The 14,760-nt window shown below is 72.4% G+C and carries 15 protein-coding genes and 1 riboswitch; of the genes, 3 read left to right on the top strand and 12 right to left on the bottom strand.

What is annotated here, in order from left to right; translation table 11 throughout:
• Positions 1 to 119 precede the first annotated feature (119 nt).
• Both AB0J53_RS30795 and AB0J53_RS30800 read left to right on the top strand, forming a co-directional pair.
• Entirely contained in the window at positions 120 to 680 is a 561-nt protein-coding gene (locus AB0J53_RS30795) for a TetR/AcrR family transcriptional regulator C-terminal domain-containing protein (protein WP_364178968.1), read from the top strand.
• 198 nt (positions 681 to 878) lie between these two features.
• On the top strand, positions 879 to 1,076 hold the full coding sequence (locus tag AB0J53_RS30800) for a DUF5999 family protein (protein ID WP_364178970.1): 198 nt from the start codon (positions 879 to 881) through the stop codon (positions 1,074 to 1,076).
• A 49-nt stretch (positions 1,077 to 1,125) separates the two neighbouring features.
• On the opposite strand, the gene AB0J53_RS30805 is transcribed toward AB0J53_RS30800, so the two are convergent.
• Complete coding sequence (locus AB0J53_RS30805) at positions 1,126 to 1,719, bottom strand: alpha/beta family hydrolase (protein ID WP_219510458.1); 594 nt, start codon at positions 1,717 to 1,719, stop codon at positions 1,126 to 1,128.
• 82 nt (positions 1,720 to 1,801) lie between these two features.
• On the opposite strand from AB0J53_RS30805, the gene AB0J53_RS30810 reads away from it, so the two are divergent.
• Positions 1,802 to 2,158 carry a hypothetical protein gene (locus tag AB0J53_RS30810; RefSeq protein WP_364178973.1) on the top strand — a complete coding sequence of 119 codons (357 nt, stop codon included), beginning with the start codon at positions 1,802 to 1,804 and terminating at the stop codon, positions 2,156 to 2,158.
• 143 nt (positions 2,159 to 2,301) lie between these two features.
• Here the strand turns inward: AB0J53_RS30810 and AB0J53_RS30815 are convergent, their stop codons facing one another.
• The 11 genes from AB0J53_RS30815 to AB0J53_RS30865 form a co-directional block, all read right to left on the bottom strand.
• Positions 2,302 to 3,135 carry a tetratricopeptide repeat protein gene (locus AB0J53_RS30815; RefSeq protein WP_364178975.1) on the bottom strand — a complete coding sequence of 278 codons (834 nt, stop codon included), beginning with the start codon at positions 3,133 to 3,135 and terminating at the stop codon, positions 2,302 to 2,304.
• Positions 3,136 to 3,273: 138 nt separating this feature from the next.
• Positions 3,274 to 6,093 (bottom strand): aminomethyl-transferring glycine dehydrogenase, encoded by a 2,820-nt coding sequence (gcvP, locus tag AB0J53_RS30820; protein ID WP_219510463.1) that lies wholly within the window; start codon positions 6,091 to 6,093, stop codon positions 3,274 to 3,276.
• A 166-nt stretch (positions 6,094 to 6,259) separates the two neighbouring features.
• Positions 6,260 to 6,352: riboswitch (glycine riboswitch) on the bottom strand.
• Positions 6,353 to 6,514: 162 nt separating this feature from the next.
• Positions 6,515 to 7,135 (bottom strand): MerR family transcriptional regulator, encoded by a 621-nt coding sequence (locus AB0J53_RS30825; RefSeq protein ID WP_364178977.1) that lies wholly within the window; start codon positions 7,133 to 7,135, stop codon positions 6,515 to 6,517.
• Between the two features lie 147 nt (positions 7,136 to 7,282).
• Positions 7,283 to 7,753: a bifunctional nuclease family protein gene (locus tag AB0J53_RS30830; RefSeq protein ID WP_082310546.1), complete on the bottom strand. Its 471-nt coding sequence runs from the start codon at positions 7,751 to 7,753 to the stop codon at positions 7,283 to 7,285.
• Positions 7,754 to 7,859: 106 nt separating this feature from the next.
• Entirely contained in the window at positions 7,860 to 8,486 is a 627-nt protein-coding gene (locus AB0J53_RS30835) for a MerR family transcriptional regulator (protein ID WP_364178979.1), read from the bottom strand.
• Positions 8,487 to 8,509: 23 nt separating this feature from the next.
• Positions 8,510 to 9,022 carry an FHA domain-containing protein gene (locus tag AB0J53_RS30840; RefSeq protein WP_219510466.1) on the bottom strand — a complete coding sequence of 171 codons (513 nt, stop codon included), beginning with the start codon at positions 9,020 to 9,022 and terminating at the stop codon, positions 8,510 to 8,512.
• A 237-nt stretch (positions 9,023 to 9,259) separates the two neighbouring features.
• The gene (locus AB0J53_RS30845) at positions 9,260 to 11,764 is read right to left on the bottom strand and encodes a mannose-1-phosphate guanyltransferase (RefSeq protein WP_364178982.1); all 2,505 of its coding nucleotides are present in this window, start codon (positions 11,762 to 11,764) and stop codon (positions 9,260 to 9,262) included.
• A gap of 4 nt (positions 11,765 to 11,768) precedes the next feature.
• Positions 11,769 to 12,350, bottom strand: a complete 582-nt coding sequence (locus AB0J53_RS30850) for a CDP-alcohol phosphatidyltransferase family protein (RefSeq protein WP_219510468.1) — start codon at positions 12,348 to 12,350, stop codon at positions 11,769 to 11,771.
• 283 nt (positions 12,351 to 12,633) lie between these two features.
• Complete coding sequence (locus AB0J53_RS30855) at positions 12,634 to 13,395, bottom strand: GNAT family N-acetyltransferase (RefSeq protein ID WP_364178984.1); 762 nt, start codon at positions 13,393 to 13,395, stop codon at positions 12,634 to 12,636.
• 159 nt (positions 13,396 to 13,554) lie between these two features.
• Entirely contained in the window at positions 13,555 to 14,148 is a 594-nt protein-coding gene (locus AB0J53_RS30860) for a phosphoribosylanthranilate isomerase (protein WP_219510470.1), read from the bottom strand.
• Between the two features lie 115 nt (positions 14,149 to 14,263).
• Positions 14,264 to 14,707 (bottom strand): hypothetical protein, encoded by a 444-nt coding sequence (locus AB0J53_RS30865; protein ID WP_364178986.1) that lies wholly within the window; start codon positions 14,705 to 14,707, stop codon positions 14,264 to 14,266.
• Between the last annotated feature and the right edge of the window lie 53 nt (positions 14,708 to 14,760).

Below are 14,760 nucleotides of genomic sequence, written 5' to 3' on the forward strand. Positions count from 1 at the left end.
CTTCACCACTGTCGTCAGCACTGTCGGCTCTTACCAGCGACAAGCGTACGCCGTCCGGCGCCACGCCCGGCAACCGGACGTCTCCCGGCCGGCGCCCTTTACATAGTAAGATGATCTCCATGCCCGCCAAGCGACCACCCGTCCCCCTCTCGCGCGAGCGGATCATCGAGGCCGCGCTGCACATCGCCGACACTCAGGGCCTGCGCAGGCTCACCATGCGCCGCCTGGGCGACGCCCTGGAGGTCGAGGCCATGGCCATCTACCACCACCTGCCCCGCGGCAAGGAGGCGCTGATGGACGCCCTGGCCGAGCACGTCACCGCCGTCCAGGTGGAGCCCGCCGGCACCTGGCAGGAGACCGCCAGGGCGTGGTGCCGGGCCGGCCGGGAGGTCCTGCGCGACCACCCGGGCGTGCTGGCCCTGGCGCTCACCAAGCCGCCCAAGGGCGGCACCGCCGTGGCCATCGGCGAGCAGATCTCCCAGCTCGCCGACGCCGGCCTGCCCGACGCGGCCGACGCCGTACGGTCGCTGCGGGCGTTCGTATTCGGCAGCGTGGCGGTCGAGGTGCAGCAGTCGGGCTGGGCCGACCCCGAGGCGGACGAGTGGATCCGGCGCGACGAACGGGCCGACGCCGACTTCGAACGCGGTCTCGACGCATTGCTCCGAGGCTTGGAAACGTAGTGTGCGTGTCTCGCTTGGACCGTTATCCTGCATAAGGCACGCTGTGTCGAAGGTCACACGCCAAAGTGCATCCTCCTCCAACCGTCCTAACGGACTATGTCGGAACATGTGACACACGTCGCACACTTGCTGGAAACGAATACCCGAGCCGCTCCCGCCCCCACCGGGAGCCACCCACGAGATATCGGAGGCACGCCGATGTGCCCGCACGACCCGGCCTGTCCGTCTGCCGAGGCGCCCGACCGCGAGGCCGCACGCACCCTGGCCTGCCACCCCGAGCAGGGGTGGAGCCTCCTCTGCAACGGCGTCGTCCTGTTCGAGGACACCGGGGAGCTCCTTCCTGGCGGCACCGCCATCGCCCCGCACCGGCCCGAACCCATGGTCGGCGCGGCCTGACCGCACGCTCCTCATGCGGCCACCGGCCCCTCACGGGCCGGGGCCCCGGCTACCTCCAGTAGAGCTTCACCCAGTCGGCCACCACCTCACCCACCCGGGCGGGGTCCTTCTTCAGGTCGTGCCCCTCCCCGGGCAGCACCACCAGCCGCGCCGCGTCCGCCGCCTCCGGCACCCCGAACGGATCCCGGTCCCCGTTCACCACCAGCACGTCGACCCCGGCGCCTCGCAGCTCCTCCGCCCTGGAACGCTCCGGCCTGCCCGGCGGGTGCAACGGGAACGCCAGCGCCACCACCGCCGCCGCCCCCGCCGCCTTCGCGGTCCGGCACGCCACCCGCGCGCCGTTGCTCCGCCCGCCCTGCACCAGCGGCAGCTCCGGCCAGCGCGCCCGCAGCTCCCCCAGCACGGTCAGCCACGCCTCGTCCTGCCGCTCCGCCGACCCCGGCGCCCGCGCCCCCGCCACCCGGAACGCCTGCGTCACCCGGGCCACGTGCGCCCGCGCCCCCAGCGCCGCGTCCCGCACCGCCAGCAGGTCGGGCGCGTCGACTCCCCCGGCCGACCCGTGCGTCAGCACCAGCAGCACCCGGGCGCGCTCCGCCTCGTCGATCTCGACGCGCGCCGGGCCCCGCGCCGTCATGATCTCCATGGCAGCACCGTACCTGGGGATGAGGCGAAGATGGCTCTCAGGTCTGATGACGGCGCGCCGCCCGGAGTGCAGGATGGCCAGCATGCGAGAGACGAGTCCCATGCGCGAAGATCTTCAGGCGACGCTCGACGCCCGCCGCGACCTCGGGCCCGAATACGAAGCCGCGCTGGTCGACTCGCTGGTCGAGCGCATCGACGCGACGATCGCCGCCCGCGTCGCCGCCGAGCTGCAGTATCAGGGCGTCGCCCCGCGCAAGCCGCCCAAGCACAAGTCCAGCGGCACCGGCATCATCCCCGTCGCGCTGGGCTCGATGGGCATCGGCATCCCCCTGACGGCGATCGCGGCCGGCAGCGCGGGCATCGCGGGCCTGCTGATCACCTGGATCGCCATCGTCGTCATCAACGTCGCCGCCGCCGCGGCCATCATCCGCCGCCCCTGACCCCGTCCCCCGTGGCCCTGCCGCACGGGACCGCCCCAGCCACCCGCCGCTGCGGGACGTGGCCACCCCCAGGAGCCCGGCCGCCGCCCTGCGGGGCCGCCTGCCGCAGGAGGCGCTGCCGCTGCCGGTCGCTGCGGGTGGGGTCAGCGGTCGTAGCGGAGGCGGACCTCGGAGGCGAGCGTCTCGTCCTCGTGGTCCAGGCCGTACGCCCACACGTGGTCGGCGTCGTCGGCCCGGCCGCGCAGCGGCAGCGTGCGGGCCAGCAGCTCGATCGCCAGCGCGCTCGTCTGGGCCTCGCCGCCGTCCTCGACCGCGCCCGCGAACTCGGCGCACGCGAGCTCCAGGTGGGCGATGCCGAGCTGGACGCGCAGCCGGGCGGCGTCGTCACCGGAGGCGTCGCGGAGGGCGTCGAGCAGCAGGTCGGCGGCCTCCCCCGGGTCGCCACGCTCGATGAGCAGGTCGGCGAGCTGCTGGACGGCGTGCATCCGCACGCCGGTCGCACCCTCAGGGGCGTCCCCGGCGCGCGGCTCACCGTCGGCGGGCCCCGCCGTGTCGAGGGCGGCGCGCAGGGCGGACTCGGCCTCGTCGGGGTCGTCGGCGTCGAGGGCGAGCCGGGCGAGCGCCAGGTGGGCCAGCGGCACGTACGCGGGCGTCCCGACGCCGAGAACGGCCTGCCAGGCGCCCCGGGCCTGGCCGAGGCGGCCCTCGCGTTCGAAGCCCTGGGCCAGGTGGCAGGCCGCCTGGGCGGCGAACTCGGGATGGCCGGTGGCGAGCGCGGCGCGGGCGGCGGCGCGGGCGCCCTCGACGTCGCCCGCCTCGTCGAGGACGACGGCGAGCCCCACGGCGGCCTGCGCGGCGTCGGGCCCGTCGGCGGCGGCGAGGTCGGCGAGAATGGCCGCCGCGCCGTCGAGGTCACCGTGCTCGGCCAGCCGGCGAGCGGTGTCGAGGGGCGGGGTCTGCAGCTCTGAGGACGTCAAGAGAGCTCCTTCGCGCGGCGATCGCACCGAGCTTAACCACTTCTGACGATCATGTCTGCTCACTTGACCCAGCCGGCCTGGAAAGCGGAGAACCCCGCCCTGCGCGGGCGGGGTCCTCCGGGCGGCCGAACGGTCCGGTCAGTCCTCGTACGCCTCCAGCGGCGGGCACGAGCACACCAGGTTGCGGTCCCCGTACGCCTGGTCGATGCGGCGCACCGGCACCCAGTACTTGCCGTCGCGCAGCGAGGGCACCGGGTAGGCGGCCTCGGTCCGGGTGTAGGGGTGCGGCCACTCGTCCGCGGTGACCGCCTCGGCGGTGTGCGGGGCGTTGCGCAGCGGGTTGTCCGACTTGTCGTAGTCGCCGGACGCCACCTTGGCGATCTCGCCGCGGATGGCGATCATCGCGTCGACGAACCGGTCGAGCTCGTTCAGGTCCTCGCTCTCGGTCGGCTCGATCATGAGCGTGCCCGCGACGGGGAACGACATGGTCGGCGCGTGGAAGCCGTAGTCGATGAGGCGCTTGGCCACGTCGTCGACGGTGACGCCGGTCTCCTTGGTGATCTGGCGCAAATCCACGATGCACTCGTGGGCCACCAGCCCGCCGCGCCCGGTGTAGAGGACGGGGTAGTGCGGGGCGAGCCGCCTGGCCAGGTAGTTGGCCGACAGGATGGCCTGCTCGGTGGCGGCGGTCAGGCCCTCGGCGCCCATCATCCGGACGTAGGCCCACGAGATCGGCAGGATGCCGGCCGAGCCGTAGGGGGCGGCGGAGACGGGGCCGACGGCGCTGCCGTCGCGCAGCGGGTGGCCGGGCAGGTAGGCGGCCAGGTGGCCGCGGACCGCGACGGGGCCGACGCCGGGGCCGCCGCCGCCGTGCGGGATGCAGAACGTCTTGTGCAGGTTGAGGTGGGACACGTCGGCGCCGAACTCGCCCGGCTTGGCCAGGCCGACGAGCGCGTTGAGGTTGGCGCCGTCGACGTACACCTGGCCGCCGGCCTCGTGCACCTTGGCGCACACCTCGGTGATGCTCTCCTCGTACACGCCGTGCGTGGACGGGTAGGTGACCATGATCGCGGCGAGCCGGTCGCGGTGCTTGCCGATCTTGGCGTCGAGGTCGGCGAGGTCGACGTTGCCGTCGTCGTCGCAGGCCACGACGACGACCCGCATGCCGGCCATGACGGCGCTGGCCGCGTTGGTGCCGTGCGCCGAGGACGGGATGAGGCAGACGTCGCGCTCGGTGTCGCCGTTGGCCCGGTGGTAGGCGCGGATGGCCAGCAGCCCGGCGAACTCGCCCTGGGAGCCGGCGTTCGGCTGGATGGAGACGGCGTCGTAGCCGGTGACCTCGGCCAGCCAGCCCTCCAGCGTCTCGATCAGCTCGCGGTAGCCGGCGGCCTGGGCCTCGGGCGCGTACGGGTGGATCGCGGCGAACTCGGGCCAGGTGATGGGCTCCATCTCGGTGGTCGCGTTCAGCTTCATCGTGCAGGAGCCGAGCGGGATCATGGAGCGGTCGAGCGCGATGTCCTTGTCCTGGAGCTTGCGCAGGTAGCGCAGCATCGCGGTCTCGGAGCGGTGCTCGTGGAAGACCGGGTGGGTCAGGTAGTCGGACTCGCGCAGCAGGGCGGCGGGCAGCGCGTCGGCGGCCTCCCCGGCGGGCTCGACGCCGAACGCCGCCCAGACGGCGGCCAGCTCGGCGGCGCCGGTCTTCTCGTCGCAGGAGATCGAGACGTGGTCGTCGCCGGCCTGCCACAGGTTGACGCCGCGCTCGGCGGCGGCGGCCACGACCTCGGCGGCGCGGCCGGGCACGCGGGCGAGCACGGTGTCGAAGAACTCGCCGTGCACCACCTCGACGCCGCCCCGGCGCAGCCCCTCGGCCAGGGTGGCGGCGTGGCGGTGGACGCGGGCGGCGATGCGGCGCAGCCCGTCGGGGCCGTGGTAGACGGCGTACATGCCGGCGATCACGGCGAGGAGCACCTGGGCGGTGCAGATGTTGCTGGTGGCCTTCTCGCGGCGGATGTGCTGCTCGCGGGTCTGCAGGGCCAGCCGGTAGGCGGGGTCGCCGTCGGCGTCGACCGACACCCCGACGAGGCGGCCGGGCATCTGCCGCTGCAGCCCGTCGCGTACGGACATGTAGGCGGCGTGCGGGCCGCCGAAGCCGAACGGCACGCCGAACCGCTGCGAGGAGCCGATCGCGATGTCGGCGCCCAGCTCACCGGGGGCGGCGAGCAGCGTGAGCGCGAGCAGGTCGGCGGCGGCCACGACGAGCGCGCCCGCCTCGTGCGCCCGCCCGGCCACGGCGCGGAAGTCGCGCAGCCGGCCGGAGGCGCCGGGGTACTGCACGAGCACGCCGAAGCACTCGGGCAGCTCGCCCTCCAGGTCGCTCTCCACGAGCGTGATGCCGAGCGGCTCGGCGCGGGTGGCCAGCACCGCCTTGGTCTGCGGGAGGGCGTCGGCGTCGACGACGAACACGTCACTCTTCGCCTTGCCGGCGCGCCGGGCCAGCGTCATGGCCTCGGCCGCGGCGGTGGCCTCGTCCAGCAGGGACGCGCCCGCGACGGGGAGGCCGGTGAGGTCGGACACCACGGTCTGGAAGTTGAGCAGCGCCTCCAGGCGGCCCTGCGAGATCTCCGGCTGGTAGGGCGTGTAGGCGGTGTACCAGCCCGGGTTCTCCAGCAGGTTGCGGCGGATGACGGCGGGCGTGACCGTGTCGTGGTAGCCCAGGCCGATCATCGAGGTGAGGACGCGGTTGCGACCGGCCAGGGCGCGCAGCTCGGCGATCGCCTCGGTCTCGCTCGCGGCGGCGGGCAGCTTGAGCCGGTCCTTGGCCCTGATGGACTCGGGGACGGCGACGGCGACCAGGTCCGCCACCGATTCGAAGCCGACGGCCTCGAGCATGCGCTGCTGCTCGGCCGCGGACGGGCCGATGTGCCGGGCCGAGAACGGCGGTGCTGACAGATCTGTCATGGAGATGCCTCCCGAGGCTTTGGAGACCGGCGCTGGGCGCGGGCGAATGCCGGATCTCCCCCTCTGTCACCGCGCGCTAGTCATCGCGACCTGAGAGCTTCGCCCCGGCGGGGCTTGCACCGTCGGTGAAGCGCGCCTGGCGGGCGCACCTGCTTTCCAGAGTTGCCTCACCCGAGCGGTACGGGATGCCTGAGAGATTCCGGGGAGGGTTGCTCCTTCGGCGCCCCGGGCCAGCCGGGGTCTCTCCCGCACGGGGTCGACAGCATGTCCCAGATTACTACGCCTTGTCCGGCAACCCCACCGCAGGCGGCCTGATGCGCACGCCGGGAGAGTCGCTCCCCGTCACCTGGTGATTCCCGTCACCCGGTGTTCCCCGTCGCCCCGTGCTCACCCGTAGGTCGCGGTCACCTGTGCGTCGTGGTCACCCTGTGCGCCGTGCGCGGCGCCGCCGGGCCAGCTCGTCAGCGGGATGTTCGGCCGGGACGGTGTCCGCGACCGCCGCGCGTTCCCCCGGCAGCTCCGCGAGGGAGCCCTCGACCTCGCGCCAGACCCGGCCGAGCGCGATGCCGAACACGCCCTGACCGCCCTGGAGCAGGTCGATCACCTCGTCGGCCGAGGTGCACTCGTAGACGCTGACCCCGTCGCTCATCAGCGTGATCTGCGCGAGGTCGGCGACCCCGCGGTCACGCAGATGCTGCACGGCGGTGCGTATCTGCTGGAGGGAGACTCCCGTGTCGAGCAACCGCTTGACGACCTTGAGGACCAGGATGTCGCGGAAGCTGTAGAGCCGCTGCGATCCCGAGCCCTGGGCGGCTCTTATCGTGGGCTCCACCAGTCCGGTGCGCGCCCAGTAGTCAAGCTGCCTGTAGGTGATGCCGGCCGCCGCGCAGGCCGTCGGCCCGCGGTATCCGATGTCGTCGGGAAGCTTGGCGGGCTGCTCGTCGAAGAGCAGACCCTGCTCCCCGGCACGCTGCCGCGCGCTCTCGCGCCGCACCGGATCTTCCTGGCCGGCCGTCTTTCCCTCGCCGCTGCTGACCGCCACGCGGACCTCCGGCTTTCTCTCATCCCGCGGCCTGATCTGGGGGTTCGTAAAAGGCGACCGCGGGTTTCACTTGCACCGTAGGACCGTGACCATGCTCAGTCAACGATCCGGCTCGGCGCGTCGTGAAGCGTAAATGCACTGAAATACCTACCCCGCCCTGCCGAAGTCCTCGGGAGAGATCGTGTCAAGGAACTCCCTGAACTTCTCCACCTCGTCCTCCTGGTCGTCCGGGATGATCACGCCGGCCTCCTGGACCACCTCCTCGCTGGCGAAGATGCGGGCCCCGGTGCGCAGGGCGAGCGCGATCGAGTCGGACGGCCGGGCGCTCACCTCCACCCCGTTGGAGAACACGAGGTCGGCGAAGAAGATGCCGTCACGCAGCGCGACGATGTTGACCGCGCGCAGGCCCACGCCGAGCGCGCTCAGCACGTCCCGGAACAGGTCATGGGTGAGCGGCCGCGGGGGAGGCTCCTCCGCCTGGGCCAGGGCGATGGCCGTCGCTTCGGTCATGCCGATCCAGATCGGCAGGAACCGCTCCCCGTGTGCCTCCTTGAGCAAGACGATCGGTTGATTTGTAGGCATTTCTACGCGAACGCCCACGACCTCCATCTGCAACACGGGCTGCTCCATATTCGACTGGCCGGTGGCCCGGCACAGGTCATCGCTGGTCCGCTTCTGCAATTCAACGTAACACCCGGGGAGCCCTGAATGTCCCGCGGGCCGCTCATCGCCCCAGAACGCTCCGCACACCCGTGCGCAGCAGCGCCGCGTGCAGGTCGAGCAGCAGAGCCGACAGCTCCCTGGCCGTCTCGTCGGCCTCCCCGATCGCGCCGGGCGCCCGGCGTTTCAGGATCGGCGCCACCGTCTGCTCCACCAGCCCCGCCTCGCGCTCGGCCGCCGCCCGGACCGCCCGCAGATGGCGGGCGTGCAGGCCGAACCTGGCCAGCGCGCCGACGCTGCGGGCCACCTTCAGCGCGTCCTCGTCGTAGCGCCTGGCCTTGGCCGCGAGCAGGCCGTAGTCCTCCAGCTCGGTGAGCGTCTCCTCGTCGATCCCGGCGGCCTCCAGCAGCTCGGCGCGGCTGAGCCGGACCTCCTGCTTGTCCTGGAGGGCGCGCGGGCGGCCGAAGCCCTCCGCCATCTTGTCCTTGATCACCCGCAGCGGCAGATAGTGGTCGCGCTGCTCGGTGAGGATGTAGCGCAGCTGCTCGACGTGCAGGTGGGTGAACTTGCGGAAGCCGGACGGGGTGCGCTCGGGCTCGATGAGCCCCTCGCCCTCCAGGAACCGGATCTTGGAGACGGTGACGTCGGGGAACTCGCCCTGCAGCAGGGCGAGCACCTCCCCGATGCTCATGTGCGAGCGTGCCGCCTGCGAACTCATGTGCCGGCGGGTGTCCGCATCAGGAACAGGAGCCGGAACTTGCCGATCTGCACCTCGTCGCCTGAATGGAGCGGAACCTCCTCGATGCGCTCGCGGTTGACGTAGGTGCCGTTGAGGCTGCCCACGTCGCGCACCGAGAACTGGCCGCCGCGATGGCGGTAGAACTCGACGTGGCGGCGCGAGACCGTGATGTCGTCGAGGAAGATGTCACTCTCCGGATGGCGGCCGGTGGTGGTGAGGTCCTTGTCGAGTTTGAAACGGCTGCCCTGGTTGGGCCCCCTGGTCACGGTCAGCAGCGCCGTGCCGGGCGGAAGCTGCTCGACCAGCGCCCGCTCGGCCAGCAGCATGTCACCGGTCTCTGCCTCGTACGCCTCTATTCCCGCGACGGAGATCGTCGATGTGGTATCCCCTGAGACCTCGGGTCTGGTCAACGGTGACCCACAACGGGAACAGAAACGGGCATCCTCGGGGTTGGCGTGCCCGCACTGCGTGCAGTAGACGCTCGGCATCGATCGGCTCGGCCTCCTACCGCGAAGACGCGGCAACGGTGCTCGGGGCGCGCCTCGCTTCGCTCTCAAGATTTTGCGAATGCCGCAACTTACGCTGATCAGCGGCAAAGGTCAAGGCGGGGCGCTGGACGACAGGCTGGACGCTGACAAAGTTACCGCCGCCCCCGCCCGAAGGTCCATGCCGCCGCGCCTTTCCAACATTACGATCTTGCCCGCCATCCCGACAAATCACCGGGATCAGGTGCTCGCCCGCTCCACCACGCGCGCCCAGCGCTCCAGGAGGAGTTGCGCGGTGTCGACGTCGGCCGCCTCGGCCCACAGGTGGGTGACCGGCTCGGTGGCCGCGGGCAGGATGAGCACCCAGCTCCCGTCCTCCCCCGCCACCCGCACGCCGTCGGTGGTGTCGACGCGGTGGCCGTCGCGGGCGGCCTCGGCGGCCTCGATGACCGAGCGCATGACCGCGCCCTTGACCGCCCACTGCGTCGGGATCGCCCGCCTGAGCAGGTTGACCTCGGGGATGCGGGCGTCGATCTGGCTGAGCGAGAGCCGGGTGCGCGCGACCAGGCCGAGCAGGCGCATGAACACGGCCAGGCCGTCGAGCGCCGGGCTGAACTCCGGCACCACGAAGCCGCCCCGGCCGTCGGCCGCGAAGATCATGCCGGGCCCGGCGGCGGCCGAGGTGAGGGCGTCCACGGCGGTCGAGGTCCACTCCACCTCGACGCCGTGGAAGCGGCACACCTGCTCGGCGACGCGGGTGGTGGTGACGGGCAGCGCCACCCGCCCGCCGCGCCGCTCGGCGGCCACCAGGTCGAGCACCACGAGCAGGGCCCGTTCCTCGCCGATGAGCTGGCCCATCTCGTCCACCAGCGCGATGCGCTCCCCCACGGGGTCGAAGCGGACCCCGAAGGCCGCCCTGGAGGAGCTGACGAGCTCGGAGAGGCGTTGCAGGTCACGGCGGCGCTCGGCGATCGTCTCCGTGGGCGACAGGTCGTCCAGGACGGCGTTGACCGTCAGCACCTCGATCCCGGCCCGGCCCAGCAGCCGGGGCAGCACCAGCGACGAGGTGCCGCCCGCGCAGTCGACGACCACCTTCATGTCCCGTACGCCCGTCATGTCCACCCGGCGCAGCAGCTCGTGCGCGTAGTCCTCGACGGCCCTGGCCGGGTAGGTGAGCTCGGCGATCTCGCCGGGGAAGGCGCGGCGGAACTCCTGCCGGGAGAAGACCCGCTCCAGTTTGCGCTGCGCGGCCGGGGGCAGGTCGGCGCCCCGGTCGTCCATGATGACGATGTCGACGCTCTGCGGGTCGCCGGCCGTCGTGCGGATCGCGATGCCGCCCGCCGCCGTGCCCCGGGTGGCGTGGAAGCGGGCCACGGGCAGCGGGGCGGCCTCCAGGTCCAGCACGTTGATGGCGCTGGCGGTCAGCGCGCCGATCACCGCCCGCTTCAGCGCCCGCGCGGCCAGCGAGGAGTCGCGCGAGGTGACGACGTTCGCGCCCTTGCTGAGCGTGGTCGCGTACGCGCTGGCCAGCCGCACGCACAGCTCGGGGGTGATCTCCACGTTGACCAGCCCGCTGACGCCGCGCGGCCCGAACAGGCTGCGCTGGCCGCGCGACTCCCAGATGACGCTCGTGTTGACGACCGCGCCCGCCTCGATGGTCTTGAACGGGTAGACCCGCACCCCGCTGGAGACGTACGCCTCGGGCTCGATGACGCACTCGTCGCCGACGACCGCGTTCTCCTCGATCCGGGCGCCGCTCATCACGTCGGTGCTCTTGCCGATCACGCAGCCGCGCAGGTGGGTGCCGGGGCCGAGGTAGACGTTGTCGTGCACGATCGCCCGGTGCAGGAACGCGCCCTCGCGCACCACCGCGTTGTTGCCCAGGACCGTGTACTCGCGCAGCTCGGCGCCCGCCTCGACCTTGGCGTACTCGCCGATGAACAGCGGGCCCTTGAGCACGGCGTCGGGCTCGACGGAGGCGGAGGCGGCCACCCAGACGCCGGGCGAGACCTCGAAGCCGCCGATGTCCAGCCTGACCTTGCCGGTCAGGGCGTCGGCGTGGGCCTTGAGGTAGCTCTCGTGGGTGCCGACGTCCTCCCAGTAGCCGGCCGCCACGTAGCCGTAGATGGGGGCGCCGCGCTCCAGGAGGCGGGGGAAGACGTCGCCCGACCAGTCGACGGGCTCGCCCGCGGCCACGTGCGCCAGGACCTCGGGCTCCATGACGTAGACGCCGGTGTTGACGGTGTCGGAGAAGACCTGGCCCCAGGTGGGCTTCTCCAGGAAGCGCTGCACCCGGCCGGACTCGTCGACGATGATGATGCCGAACTCGAGGGGGTTCGGGACGCGCTTCAAGCCGATGGTGACAAGTGCCGAATTTTCGCGATGAAAGCGGACCATGTCGGATAAGTCGATATCCGTCAGGGCGTCGCCGGAGATGACCAGGAAACGATCGTCATGTAACCGGGCAGCGGCGTTCTTCACGCTGCCCGCCGTGCCGAGCGGCACGTCCTCGGTGGCGTACTGCAGGCTCATCCCGAGCTCGTCGCCGTCGCCGAAGTAGTTGCGCACGAGCGCCGCCAGGAACTGGACCGTCACCACGGTCTCGGTGACGCCGTGCCGCTTGAGCAGCCGCAGGACGTGCTCCATGATCGGGCGGTTGACCACGGGAAGCAGGGGTTTGGGCTGGTTGGCCGTCATCGGACGCAACCGGGTGCCCTCACCGCCCGCCATGACGACCGCCTTCACCCGATCACTCCTTCGTGGTCGCGGTTACGAGCCGGCGCACCTGTATCACATACAACACGCCTGCCCACCAGTACAGGCCCGTTCCCCAGAGCGCGAACGCCCACCCGACAATGCGCGTTATATCGGCATACCACCCGTCATGGGAGGCAAGGAAGAGCAGAGGGAAGGCGTACATGAGGTTGAACATGGCTGCCTTGCCCAGAAAATGCACTTGAAGTGCCTTATAGCCATGTTTGCGAAGTACGGGGATGAAACACGCGACGAAGAGTTCCCGCGCCAGGATCACGGCCGCCAGCCACCACGGGATGACCTCCCGCACGAGCAGCGCCAGGATCGTCGCGAACACGTAGAGCTTGTCGGCCGCCGGGTCGATGATCCGGCCCAGCTTGCTGGTCTGGTTGAACGCCCGGGCGATCTTGCCGTCGAGCCAGTCGGTGAAGCCGGCCACCGCCAGGATCGCGATGGCCCACCCGTCCGCCTTCGGGCCCAGAACCAGCCAGAGGAACACGGGCACGCCGAGGAGGCGCAGGAAGCTCAGCAGGTTCGGAACCGTCCAGATTCGGTCCTCGGCGGAAGTTTCACTCACGCCCCAGACCCTACTGCGTCAAACTTCCTGCCCAGCGGCCCCCGATCCCCCGATTCCCCACCTCAGGGTCACCCCGGCAGACGGCCGGACGGCGGCTCAGGGCCGACAGAGGGTGGGGCGGCCGCATCCCCCGATCCCCACCTCGGGTCACCCCCGGCGGACGGCCCGCTCGGCGGCTCAGGGGCGACAGGTGGGGGCGGACGCACCCTCCGATTTCCCAGCCGGAGGGTGGACGGTCGGAGGGTGGACGATCGGAGGGGCGTTGCGGGGCTCAGGGGCGCCGCTACGGGGTCTTCAGGAAGGAGTGCGTGCGTCCGGCCGTCTCGAAGCCGAGGCGGGCGTAGAAGTCCTTGGGCCAGTCGGCGGCGTCGGCCAGCAGGAAGACCAGGTCAGCCCCCGCCGTCTCGGCCAGCAGCGAGCGCATGAGGGCGCGGGCGTGGCCGTTGCCCCGGTGCCGGGCCAGGGTGACCAGGCTCTCGATCTGCGCGACGCCCTCGTGCGCGTACAGGTCGGCGTACGCGGCCAGGCCGCCGTCCGCCGCCCGTACGCCCCGGAACCCCACCCGGTCGGCGCCCCGCAGCCGGGTCTCGATCCGCCGGGCCAGCCCGTCGACGACCTCCTCGGACGCCTCCGGCAGCGTCGCGCGCCAGCTCTCCCGCACCACCGGCAGCAGTTCGGCCACCTCCAGGCGCTCGGCCTCGGGCGGCCCGGCCGGCGGGGCGCCGCGGAAGACCATCACGAGGGTCTCCTCGTGCTCGTACCCGGCCGCCGCGAACGCGGGCGCGAAGGCCGCGCCGAGCGCGTCGTCGTCCACGTTGACCTGCCGGTGCTCCCTCCCGCCGAGCACCCGCTCCGCCGCCTCCAGCACCGCGCCGGGGTCGTCACCGGCCCACACGACGAGCTTGTTGTCGTCGTACGAGCCCGGGTAGCGGTCGTCGAGCACCGCGAACCCGCCGGGCACGTCCACGACCCGCGGCGCCCGCCGCCGCGCGAACCCCCGCACGAACTCCAGCGCCCGCCGCAGCTCCACGTCCTCTCGGCCCATGTCCGGCCCCTCCGTCACTCGGTCGTCGAACGTCCGGCCCTCCCGGATGATCCGGGGCAGGCGGCAGGAAACCCGGGCGCCCGTACGCGCTCCGGGACGGCTCTGGCGTGACCCCTTGGCCCCGAGGGCACTCGGGGTGCTCGGGGTTGTTCGGGGTGGTCAGGCGGCGGCGCGGGAGGCCGCGAGGAATGCCTCGATGAGGGCGGAGTCCTTCACGCCCGGGGCGGTCTCGACGCCGCTGGAGACGTCCACGCCCCAGGGGCGGGCGGCGGCGACGGCCTCGGCGACGTTGGCCGGGTCGAGGCCGCCCGCGAGGAGCCAGTGGCCCGAGGGGCGGTCGCGGACGGCGGCCCAGTCCCAGGGCTCGCCGGAGCCCGGCCGGGGCGCGTCGACGATGAGCATGCTCTCGTCGAAGGCGCCGCAGCGCAGGTCGGCGCTGGCGTCGACGGCGCGGACGAGCGTCAGGCCGAGGTCCTTGAGCGCGGTGAAGTCGCCGTGCGGGTGGCGGCCGTGCAGCTGGATGGCGCGGACACCGGCGGTGAGGGCGGCGGCCCGCACGGTGGCGGGGTCCTCGCCGCGGAAGACGCCGACGGTCAGCACGTGCTCCGGCACCAGAGCGGCCAGCTCGGCGGCCCGCTCCGGGGTGACCTGGCGCGGGCTGCGGGTGAGCACGAAGCCGATCGCGTCGGCGCCGGCCTCGACCGCGGTGGCCACGTGCTCGGGCTCACTGAGACCGCAGATCTTCACATACACACCCCAAACCCTAGCGGAGAGGAGGGGAGACACCCCAAACCTTGACGGGCCGGCGGGCAGACGCCCGGACCCTGGCGGGCCGGCCGGGAGACACCCCGATCCCGGAACCAGGGGGCTAGCGGCGGCGGGAGGCGGTGGGGGACCAGGACCAGAGCAGCATCGCGGTGACGAGGCCGAACAGGACCACGCCGCTGGGCAGGTGGGCGCCGAGCCACAGCCAGGTGAAGTGCTGCCCCATCCCGACGACGAACAGCGCGACGCTGGCCAGGGCGGGCCAGCCGGCGCCCCGGCCGGGCCGCCAGACGAGCACCGCCAGGACGATCTGGACGAGCGCGACGAGGTGGACGACGAGCCCCGCCATCACGTGCGCCTCGGCCATGGCGCCGTCCGAGGCGACCGCCTGGCCCGCCAGGGAGGCGGCGACCAGCAGCGACGCCGCCTGGGCGACGACGGCCACGCGGAGCGCGTACAGGAGTCCCGGGGACACCCGGCCGCCCGCGGGGGCCGGTCCTGGGCGGGCGCCCGCGCGCGTGGTCGTGTCGTAGGTGGAGTCGGACATGGCGATCCTTCCGATCGGTGGTGAGAGCAGAAGGATCGCGCCCGCCCCCTCCC

Source organism: Nonomuraea sp. NPDC049725 (assembly GCF_040674795.1).
Lineage (GTDB): Bacteria > Actinomycetota > Actinomycetes > Streptosporangiales > Streptosporangiaceae > Nonomuraea > Nonomuraea ceibae.

Excerpts from the sequence above, each read along its gene's own strand:
- AB0J53_RS30800 (WP_364178970.1), top strand. The coding sequence starts at position 879 with ATGTGCCCGCACGACCCGGCCTGTCCGTCTGCCGAGGCGCCCGACCGC.
- AB0J53_RS30795 (WP_364178968.1), top strand. The coding sequence starts at position 120 with ATGCCCGCCAAGCGACCACCCGTCCCCCTCTCGCGCGAGCGGATCATC.
- AB0J53_RS30835 (WP_364178979.1), bottom strand. The coding sequence starts at position 8,486 with ATGAGCATCGGGGAGGTGCTCGCCCTGCTGCAGGGCGAGTTCCCCGAC.
- gcvP (WP_219510463.1), bottom strand. The coding sequence starts at position 6,093 with ATGACAGATCTGTCAGCACCGCCGTTCTCGGCCCGGCACATCGGCCCG.
- AB0J53_RS30840 (WP_219510466.1), bottom strand. The coding sequence starts at position 9,022 with ATGCCGAGCGTCTACTGCACGCAGTGCGGGCACGCCAACCCCGAGGAT.
- AB0J53_RS30810 (WP_364178973.1), top strand. The coding sequence starts at position 1,802 with ATGCGAGAGACGAGTCCCATGCGCGAAGATCTTCAGGCGACGCTCGAC.
- AB0J53_RS30805 (WP_219510458.1), bottom strand. The coding sequence starts at position 1,719 with ATGGAGATCATGACGGCGCGGGGCCCGGCGCGCGTCGAGATCGACGAG.
- AB0J53_RS30865 (WP_364178986.1), bottom strand. The coding sequence starts at position 14,707 with ATGTCCGACTCCACCTACGACACGACCACGCGCGCGGGCGCCCGCCCA.
- AB0J53_RS30855 (WP_364178984.1), bottom strand. The coding sequence starts at position 13,395 with ATGGGCCGAGAGGACGTGGAGCTGCGGCGGGCGCTGGAGTTCGTGCGG.